The 8,749-nt window shown below is 61.5% G+C and carries 14 protein-coding genes and 1 tRNA gene; 8 read left to right on the top strand and 7 right to left on the bottom strand.

The window, feature by feature from the left end:
* The first annotated feature begins 22 nt into the window (after positions 1-22).
* Genes GQ59_RS00310 through GQ59_RS00330 form a run of 7 tightly spaced genes read left to right on the top strand, consistent with a single transcriptional unit; the run spans position 23 to position 3,055 of the window.
* Positions 23-262 carry a hypothetical protein gene (locus GQ59_RS00310; RefSeq protein ID WP_037076161.1) on the top strand — a complete coding sequence of 80 codons (240 nt, stop codon included), beginning with the start codon at positions 23-25 and terminating at the stop codon, positions 260-262.
* Positions 259-468, top strand: a complete 210-nt coding sequence (locus GQ59_RS00315; RefSeq protein WP_037076164.1) for a hypothetical protein — start codon at positions 259-261, stop codon at positions 466-468. The genes GQ59_RS00310 and GQ59_RS00315 overlap by 4 nt, the downstream gene beginning before the upstream one ends.
* Positions 465-863: an HNH endonuclease gene (locus GQ59_RS00320; RefSeq protein ID WP_037076166.1), complete on the top strand. Its 399-nt coding sequence runs from the start codon at positions 465-467 to the stop codon at positions 861-863. Before GQ59_RS00315 ends, GQ59_RS00320 begins: the two co-directional genes overlap by 4 nt.
* Positions 860-1,318 (top strand): hypothetical protein, encoded by a 459-nt coding sequence (locus GQ59_RS31690; protein ID WP_152564175.1) that lies wholly within the window; start codon positions 860-862, stop codon positions 1,316-1,318. Before GQ59_RS00320 ends, GQ59_RS31690 begins: the two co-directional genes overlap by 4 nt.
* Positions 1,315-1,707 carry a hypothetical protein gene (locus GQ59_RS31695; protein ID WP_152564176.1) on the top strand — a complete coding sequence of 131 codons (393 nt, stop codon included), beginning with the start codon at positions 1,315-1,317 and terminating at the stop codon, positions 1,705-1,707. The genes GQ59_RS31690 and GQ59_RS31695 overlap by 4 nt, the downstream gene beginning before the upstream one ends.
* Positions 1,707-1,958: a helix-turn-helix transcriptional regulator gene (locus tag GQ59_RS00325; RefSeq protein ID WP_037076169.1), complete on the top strand. Its 252-nt coding sequence runs from the start codon at positions 1,707-1,709 to the stop codon at positions 1,956-1,958. Before GQ59_RS31695 ends, GQ59_RS00325 begins: the two co-directional genes overlap by 1 nt.
* Before the next feature lie 8 nt (positions 1,959-1,966).
* A complete protein-coding gene (locus tag GQ59_RS00330; RefSeq protein ID WP_084682991.1) occupies positions 1,967-3,055 on the top strand; it encodes a tyrosine-type recombinase/integrase in 1,089 nt (362 codons plus the stop codon).
* A gap of 59 nt (positions 3,056-3,114) precedes the next feature.
* On the opposite strand, the gene GQ59_RS00335 is transcribed toward GQ59_RS00330, so the two are convergent.
* Positions 3,115-3,190 (bottom strand) — tRNA-Ile (locus GQ59_RS00335).
* A 240-nt stretch (positions 3,191-3,430) separates the two neighbouring features.
* Between GQ59_RS00335 and GQ59_RS00340 the strand changes: the two genes are divergently transcribed.
* Positions 3,431-4,180, top strand: a complete 750-nt coding sequence (locus GQ59_RS00340) for an SIMPL domain-containing protein (RefSeq protein ID WP_037076175.1) — start codon at positions 3,431-3,433, stop codon at positions 4,178-4,180.
* A gap of 168 nt (positions 4,181-4,348) precedes the next feature.
* Here GQ59_RS00340 and GQ59_RS00345 read toward each other — a convergent pair whose 3' ends face one another.
* From GQ59_RS00345 to GQ59_RS00370, 6 genes are all read right to left on the bottom strand, one after another.
* Positions 4,349-4,705: a hypothetical protein gene (locus GQ59_RS00345; protein WP_037076178.1), complete on the bottom strand. Its 357-nt coding sequence runs from the start codon at positions 4,703-4,705 to the stop codon at positions 4,349-4,351.
* A 154-nt stretch (positions 4,706-4,859) separates the two neighbouring features.
* On the bottom strand, positions 4,860-5,282 hold the full coding sequence (locus GQ59_RS00350; protein WP_037077974.1) for a secondary thiamine-phosphate synthase enzyme YjbQ: 423 nt from the start codon (positions 5,280-5,282) through the stop codon (positions 4,860-4,862).
* A gap of 81 nt (positions 5,283-5,363) precedes the next feature.
* The gene (locus GQ59_RS00355) at positions 5,364-5,717 is read right to left on the bottom strand and encodes a DUF1428 domain-containing protein (protein WP_037076181.1); all 354 of its coding nucleotides are present in this window, start codon (positions 5,715-5,717) and stop codon (positions 5,364-5,366) included.
* Between the two features lie 148 nt (positions 5,718-5,865).
* Entirely contained in the window at positions 5,866-6,264 is a 399-nt protein-coding gene (locus GQ59_RS00360; RefSeq protein WP_037076184.1) for a DUF427 domain-containing protein, read from the bottom strand.
* 115 nt (positions 6,265-6,379) lie between these two features.
* Positions 6,380-7,420 (bottom strand): zinc-dependent alcohol dehydrogenase family protein, encoded by a 1,041-nt coding sequence (locus tag GQ59_RS00365; RefSeq protein WP_037076187.1) that lies wholly within the window; start codon positions 7,418-7,420, stop codon positions 6,380-6,382.
* 102 nt (positions 7,421-7,522) lie between these two features.
* Positions 7,523-8,671 (bottom strand): DUF930 domain-containing protein, encoded by a 1,149-nt coding sequence (locus GQ59_RS00370; protein ID WP_037076189.1) that lies wholly within the window; start codon positions 8,669-8,671, stop codon positions 7,523-7,525.
* Positions 8,672-8,749: the final 78 nt, after the last annotated feature.

Consider the following 8,749-nt stretch of genomic DNA (forward strand, 5'->3'; position numbering starts at 1 on the left):
ATGGCTGCGGGTCGCCGCGAAAATGCTCTGGGCGGCAACTCACGTCACCGGCGACACGGACGCCGATCTGCAGCTCCTCAACAACCAGCGGCTCGCGGTGAGCGATCTGTACCCCGCCGGGACGCCGCAGCCCACCAAGGACAAGGCAGGATCCATCTATCGCCAGTGCAAGGCGCGCGTGACGCAGGAGATCGACCGGGAGACGCTGCGCAAGTTCGTCGCTGGCGTCGCCGGCATGGAAGAGAAGGACCTGGAGGCATGAACACGGTCGCCCACACCATCATCATGCGCGCCGCCACCACCGGCCGTCCGATCGCAACGCTGGACGCAGACGCTGAGACCTACCTGATAAACAACGGATATGCCGCCTACAGCCGGAAGCCCCTCATGGTCCTGACGAAGAAGGCGGAGGAATACGCACAGCGGGAGATCGCCTGGAACGCCCAGAAGCAGCGGAGGGCTAGATGAGCCGGTCGACCGACGAATGGATCGCTAAACACGATGACCAGAAGGTGCCGGATCGGGTCAAGGTCCGCGTCTTCGAGCGCGAGGGCGGCATCTGCCACCTGACGGGCGCCAAGATCGACCCCGTCCGCGATGAGTGGGACCTTGACCACAAGATGGCGCTCATCCTCGGCGGCCAGCATCGCGAGAGCAACCTATTCCCAGCCCTTCGCGGTCCTCACCGGAAAAAGACCGCCGTCGAGATGGGCGTCAAATCGAAGATCGCCCGCGTGAAGAAGAAGCACATGGGCCTCAGAAAAACAGAGGGCCGCGGTTTTTCGCAGCGCCTGCGTCAGCGCATGGACGGCACAGTCTACGACAAACAGACAGGCGAGATTATCAGGGAGGGACGGCGGTGACCGCTGAAAGCGTAAAATTGGCTATGGCCGAATGCTCGGCGGGGATGGAACGCTACGACGTCTCGCCCAGGGCGCGCCGGAAGATCGAAGCCGCCCTCACCGCCGCCGGGCAGTCATTTTACCTCCAAGGCGGATCTGCCGACGATTTGCGCGAGGTCCACCTCGGCCAAAATAAGAAATTTGAGCCCGGCATAATGGAAAAGGGTCCGCAACGCGGACCCTTCCTGACAGAAGCAGACAGAGGACCAGTCGCCTGCTTCGTCCGGTCAACAGCACGCAAGTGGAATAGTTCCGTCAGATCCCGGATTTGTCTAACTCGGTCTAGCAAGGAACGCTTCGGAATAGTGGCTGAAGCCGATGCCGGCTTAAACCGCACAGGTTTTGTGGATCAACGCGCAATCCGCCTCGCGTCTCAAATCCGAAAATTCCAATCACTTTTTGAAGGTGCGGCATGACGACCGACAAAAAACCGGCCCCCGAGATGATTCAGTCTTCATCGTTTGGCATCGAAGATCGTGATCGGAACGCCCAGAGCACTGCGGCTGAGACAATCACTACACAAATTATGAAAAGCAGTATGTATGTACCCAAAATTGATCCCCCTAACGAAGATCAACTAGAAGGAGGCACGAAAGTTCCTCCACCATTGAAACGGAGGTGCAGATCAGCGACTGAAGATTACTGCTCCATCCGCGATCGCAATTCCCGCGCCATCTTCGATCCTGGCCAGACCAAAGGCCTCCGAGGCTCTAAGCAGACGGTGACAGACTGGCAGACGGACGCAGTCATGCGCGTGCTCGGATTCGCTTGCAGACCTGTGGATAACAGGGAAAGCGGGGATTGATGGCGAAGCTATCTGACGCACTTGCATATCCTCCTCGGGGCATGTCCCGGGAGGAAGCTGCTCGCTATGTCGGCGTCGGCACCACAAAGTTCGACGAGATGGTTGCTGACAAGCGGATGCCGAAGCCGCGCAAGATCGACGGTCGGGTCGTATGGGACCGCATAGCCCTCGATGCGGCGTTTTCGGATCTCCCGTCCGACGGCGGCAACATGATCGACGAGATATTGTCACGGCGCGGGCTTCATGCCTAACAATGCCTATGGAAGAAGAAAAACGCCCCTACCTGTCGCATTTCCAGGACCGCCACGGGAAGACCCGTTGGCGGTATCGTCGTGGAAAGGTGACCATCTCTCTCAAGGGAAGCCCGGGCGAAGCTGAATTCGAAGAGGCGTATCAAGCCGCGATCGAGGGACGGAAGCCGCGGACAGCGGAAGTCTCGAAGATGCCGGGTGCCGCCGCGCCAGGCACATTCCGCGCCGCTTGGACCAAGGTGAAGCGAAGCCCTGAGTGGATCGCCCACGATCCAGCGACGAAAGCGAAGAACGTGAGGTTGGCTGAGGAATTCCTCGAACTCCCCATCGTTGAGGGCCACCCTGAGCTATGGGGCGATGTGCCGATCAAGGACCTCAAGCGCCGTCACGTCAAGGACATCCTCTCGCATTTCAGCGCCACGCCTCACAAGGCGAAGCACCTTCTGGTAACCATCCGGAAGATGATCCTGGTCGCGCTCGACGAGGAATGGATTGAAACGGATCCGACGTGGAAGCTCAGTTACCGGCCCGAATACAAAGGCTGGAGAGCCTGGACCGATTCGGAACGTGCAATGTTCGAGGCCCGGTGGCCGATCGGATCAACCCCGCGAACGGCCTACGCCTTGGCGCTGTGGCTGGGGAACCGTCGGTCTGACGTCGCTCGCCTGAAATGGGAATGGTTCGATTTCCGCAAGGGAAACGTCACACTGGTGACGAAGAAGGGCGACAAGACGCTCGTCCTGCCCATAACCCCAATGCTTCGCGAGACGCTAGCACCGCTGTCCCGCGACACGGAAACCGTCCTCTTGACCCAATACGGTCAACCGTTTTCGGAAAAGTCACTCACAGGGAGAATGGCCGACTGGACCCACAGCGCCGATCTGCCCAAGGGCTGCACCATGCACGGACTGAGGAAAAGCCTGGGGAAAATGCTGGCCGAAACCGGTGCGACCACCCGTCAGCTTATGGAAACGCTCGGCCATGACGATATTGAGCATGCCGAACTTTACAGCAGAGCAGCCGAGCAAGAGCGGCTCGCGCGTGACGCAATGACGAAAGTCACCAAGCGATATCAGACGAAAAAACCGAAGGGCTAACCGGGTGTCTAACCACCTTGGATAACCACCTAAATAACTACTTGAAAACAAAGAAAAATTGGTGGGCCCGGAGGGACTCGAACCCCCAACCAAGCGGTTATGAGCCGCCGGCTCTAACCATTGAGCTACAGGCCCGCCGATCCGGCAGAAGTGGGGCGCAATGGTCCGCCGTCACCTCGAGGTCCGCTCTAACGCAATTCACGAGATGCTACAAGCCGTTGCCGCAATAGCTTCACAATCAACCGGCAGGTAGGCTCGTCTGGCGCGAACAGGCCGAGCCGATTCCCGTCTCGGCGCGTTCGCGCGGCAGACGGAACATGACGGGCGGTTCCGGGAACAGCATTCCCCCGCCCTGACAGATCGGAGAGAACATCCATGCGCGTTGCGCTTTCGTCGTCACGTCTCGTCCTTGCAGCCGCATTTGCCGGTGCGGTCGCCGCCTCTTCCGCGGGCCAGGTTTTGGCCCAGGATATCCGCCCCCGCGAGCCGGTCATCAATGTGCTCGGCGAGGGCCAGGCTTCCGTTGTGCCCGACATGGCCGTCCTGACGCTCTCGGTGGTTCGCAACGGCCAGACCGCGCAAGCGGCACTTTCGGCGAGCAGCGCCGCCATGAAGGACGTGCTTTCGGCCCTGAAGAGCGATGGCATCGCCGATCGCGACATGCAGACCAGCAATTTCTCGATCTATCCGCAATATCGCCATGCCGAACCGAAGGGTGGCGCCATCGAGCCGCCGCAGGTGATCGGCTATGAGGTGTCCAACACGCTCACCCTCAAGGTCCGCGATCTTCAGAAACTCGGCGGTATCATCGACCGTTCGGTGAAGCTCGGCGTCAACCAGGGCGGCCAGATAGCCTTCACCAACGACAAGCCCGACGACGTGATGACCGAGGCGCGCAAGAAGGCGGTCGCCGAGGCGCTCGCCAAGGCAAGGACGCTGACGGAAGCGGCCGGCGTCAAGCTCGGCCGGATCCTGGAAATCAGCGAGAACTCCATGCGCCCCGCACCGCAGCCGATGATGCGCATGGCGATGGCCAAGGACATGGCCGCCGAAGCGGTTCCGGTGGCCGGCGGCGAAAACACCTATACGGTGACCGTCAACGTCACCTTTGCTCTGGAGCAATAATTACGGGTCGCCGAACAGAGCCGGACGCCCTCCCCAAGGGCGCCCGGCCCTCCCTCGCGCGCAAATGGGCAAAAAATAAAACGCCCCCACCAGATCGTCGGACCTGGTGGGGGCGCTTGTCCTCCGTCAACGGGCGATGGAGACGGAAGGGTTCTTTAGGGATGAAGCCTAGCGGCGAATGACCGGGCAGCCACGCTCGTTGGCGAAGACGACCCGGTCCGGGCCGCGGCGGCCGAAACCGGCAACGATGACGACCCGGCGGCCGGCATCCACGACGCGGGCACGGCGCAGGCCCATCCGGCTTGCCTTTTCTTCTGCCAGCCAGGGAGCGCAGCCGCGGGGCCTGCGATCCGGACGCCAGTCACGATCACCGCCGCGATCCGGACGCCAATCGCGGTCACGGTCGCGATACTGCACCTGGATGGCGAATTCCGGGCCGGCGGCAGCAGCCGTCGGGGCTGTTGCGGAAAGGCCGGTGAGCGCGATGAGGGCGGCCACACCGGCTTTGATGATCATGCTGGTCATAGAATGTTCTCCGAAATCCGGGCCAGGTTCTGCGGCCCCAAAGGTTGTTGCTCTCGCCTTTCCGAGCGATTGGCGCGACCCTAGCCCAAGGGGTCTGAACAACATCCTAACCGGTCATTCAGCCGGTATTCATCTGCCGCTCGGAGCCGAAAGGTCACGGCGAAAGATGCAGCACGACCTGGCGGACATGCGGCTGGTCGCGATGTTCGAAGAGGTAGATGCCCTGCCATGTGCCGAGCACCAACCGTCCGTCCCGGACGGGAATGCCGAGCGAAACGGCCGTCAGCGCCGCCTTGATGTGTGCCGGCATGTCGTCGGGGCCTTCGGTAGTATGGGTAACCCAGCGCATGTCGGGATCGGTGGTCGGCGGCACCAGCCGGGAGAAAAAGGTCTTCAGATCGCGGCGGACATCCGGATCGGCATTTTCCTGGATGATCAGGGAGCAGGACGTATGGCGCACGAACACGGTGAGCAGCCCCTCGCCCACTGGCGTGCGGCGCAAAAAACCTTGCGCCGCGTCGGTGAATTCGTAGAGCCCCTGGCCGCTTGTGGAGATCGAAATCACGGTCTGGGGCATGAGGGGGTCCTTTATCGGCGAAAGCACCGGCAACAAAAATAGAAGCACCGGCAGGGAGACGGCACTCCTATCACCCGCCGGCTACAATGTCAGGAAGGGCTCGAAGCCGCCGAAGATCATCCGTTTTCCGTCGAAGACCTGCGTCCATTCGTCTCCGGAAAACCGCTCGTCCTTCATCACCCTGGCATTGATTTCGTCCCGGCGGGCCCGGCTTTCATAGGTGATCCAGGAGAAGATGACGATCTCGTCCTCCTTGGCCTGCACGGCCCGCGGGAAGGAGGTGAGCTCTCCGTAGGGCACGTCGTCGGCTAGGCATTCCACATAGGACAACGCGCCGTTTTCCATCCAAACGGCACCGGCAAGGCGCGCCATGTCCTTGTAGCGCTCGAGATTGGCCTTCGGCACGGCAAGAATAAACCCGTCGACATAGGGCATGATGTTCCTCCTTGTTGCGTCAACACCCCAAGGACGTGGGAGGGAACGCAAACCCGACAAGTGCGCCCGCTTTTTCTTCATCCTCCAGGGCTTCTTCCCGCAAAACTCCGAGGGGCGGCAAGCGTACGCTCGGCCGCCCGGGCTCCCGTCAGAACTGGCCTGCTTCAGGCGTGCCAAACTCCTCGATGGAATCGACTCGGTCGGGATAGAAGGCGACATGCTCCCTGATCCCGGAAACGGCTTCGTAAGGGTTTTCGTAGGACCAGACGGCATTCTTCGAACGCTCGCCACCGGCCGGAATGCTGAAATAGGAGGCTTCGCCCTTATACGGGCAATAGCTCTGGTGGTCGGTCCGCTCAAGGAGCGACATATCTACATCCTTGCGCGGGATATAATGGACCGGCGGATAGGAGGACTCGCGCAAGGTGAGCGAATTGATGCTGTCGGCGATCACCTTGCCGCCGAGCTTCACCACCACCCGCGCCGGATTGTGCGCAACGGTAATCGGGTGATCCGGCCCTGGAATTTTCTGTGCCCTGACATTCATGGTTCGTCCTTTCGGGTTCGACGCATGCTCCCGATATAGGGCGCCCCGAAACGCCACCAAGCGGCCGAAGCGGAATGCTCCGGCCATCGACGGCGAACAATCGCCGCGTCACCCGTCAGAACGTGGTGATCACGCTGATGCCGGGCGTTTCGGATCTATCGAGCGTCATCAGCCCCGGCACCGCTTCTTCGAGGCTGATCCGCTTGGCGATCAGCTGCTGCGGCTTCATCTTGCCGGCCTTCAGCATGGCGAGCATCGCGTCATAGCGCCAGGCCTGCATGCCGTGACTGCCATAGATTTCGAGCTCGTGGCCGATTACCTGCGCCATCGGGATCGAGGGTGTAGTGTGCTCGCCGAGCATCAGCCCGACCTGCACGTGCCGGCCGCGGCGGCGGAGATTCTTGATCGAATTGAAACAGGTGACCGGATGGCCGAGGGCGTCGATCGACACATGCGCGCCACCTCCGGTGATCTCGCGAACCGCCTCGACCACATCGGCAACCGCGCTCGCATTGATGGTTGCGACCGCACCGCATTGGCGGGCGAACGCCAGCTTGTCTTCGGAGAGATCGATGCCGATGGCGTTCGCTCCAAGCGCCGTGGCGATCATGATCGCCGACAGGCCGACGCCGCCGCAGCCATGCACCGCGACCCAGTCGCCAGGCCCGGTGCGGGCCTGGTCGGCAACGGCGCGGAAGGAGGTGGCGAACCGGCAGCCGAGGCTCGCTGCCGTCGCATCGTCGATCTCCTCAGGCAGGTGCACGAGGTTCGTATCGGCATAGTCGATCGCCACATATTCGGCGAACGAGCCCCAATGGGTAAAACCCGGCTGGAACTGGTTGGGGCAGACCTGCTGGTTGCCGGAATGGCATTCCGAACAATGGCCGCAGCCCGATACGAACGGCACCGTCACCCGGTCGCCTATCTTGAAGCGCATCACGCCCTTGCCGGTCGCCACCACCTTGCCGGCAAGTTCATGGCCCGGCACATGCGGAAGCTTTATATCCGGATCGTGCCCCATCCAGCCATGCCAGTCGCTGCGGCAGAGCCCGGTCGCGCCGACCTTGACCACGACGCCGTCAAATGTCGGCTCCGGATCGGGAACATTGCGGATTTCCGGCGCCTTTTCAAAGGCATCGTAGAACATGGCTTTCATTGGAGGTCCCCATCGCAAAGTGGGTGAAACATAGTCGCAGCAATCTATCGGTCAACCAAGGGTGATCCCCTACCTAAGTCACATTTGCGGATCGGCCGATAGTCATTCCGGAAAACCGCGCTTCCGCCACTCGCTCCTGGGCACCGGAGCACCGACCTCAAAGGCGAAGGAGATTACCTTGGTGGCGTCCTCGTTCACCTCGCAGCGGAAACTGAGTTCATACCATTGTGCCTTCGCCCGAAACTCACTGCGCTTGACCTCCAGAACCGATCCGCTCGATAGCCGATAGGGACGCACCAGGTCCGCCGGAAAAGGCGGAGACGCATGCCACAGCTGAAAGCTTAATTCCGTGGCGCAGAGCTGGCCGGCGCGCACGCCTCGTGGAATGCGGCCTATCGTCGTCGTGGCAATCGGATCGTCCGTAGCGCTCTGCGAAAACAGCGTCTTCGCCTCGGTCAGCTCGACCGGCTTGCCGGGGGTCGGCGTCTTGGAAGGGTCGCTCTTGGGCGAAGCGGTCGGCGGCGCAGTCACGATTTCGGTCTTGGTCGCATCAGGCGAGGTCCCAGTGACCGGGCCGTTCTGCAATCCGTTGGCTGCCGCAACGCCGACCTCCGGCAGCTGGATATCGTCCGGCACCGGATTGGCCGGTGGCGCCTCCACGACGGTTGGGGCCTCTTTCACCTGCTTTACCGGCTCGACGGCCTCCGCATCCGCCTTACTCTCGGCAGGCGGGTTGGTCGTTTCCTTCGATGCATTGCCGGTTTCGGATTTCTTCGGCCCGGCATCCTTCTCGCCGAATTCGAAGACAGGGCGCAGAACCGGCAACGGCTGCTTCTTGGCCTCCTCGGCGGAAGGCGGCGGTTCGGTGGGTTTCTGCTCAGGCGCCGGCGGAGGTGGCTCCTGCTTTTTGGCTTCCGCCTGCTTCGGTGGCTCAGGCGGTGGGGACGGCTCCGCCTTCTTGGCCTCTTCCTGTTTTGCAGGTTCCGGAGGTTTCTTTTCCTCCGGTTTCGCCTCTTCGGCCGGCTTCTTTTCCTCGGCCTTCTTCTCTTCGGCCTTCTGCTCTTCCGGCTTCTTCTCAGGTTCTTCCGGTGGAGGCACGATCTCGACCTGGACGCTTTCCTCCTTCTCCGGCTCGGACTGATCGACCGGCAGGTGGAAGAACAGGGCCGCCGCGAAAACGACGTGCACCAGGATGGAGGCAGGAATGCCCCATCCTATGTCGCCGCGCGGCTTTCCAGATAAATCCGTCATGGCAGCGGATGTAAGATGGAAAGCCGGCCGGATCGAGTCCCCGAGTGATCAAAACAACGCAAAATCCAGCTTTCCGGA

The organism is Neorhizobium vignae (assembly GCF_000732195.1).
GTDB lineage: Bacteria > Pseudomonadota > Alphaproteobacteria > Rhizobiales > Rhizobiaceae > Neorhizobium > Neorhizobium vignae.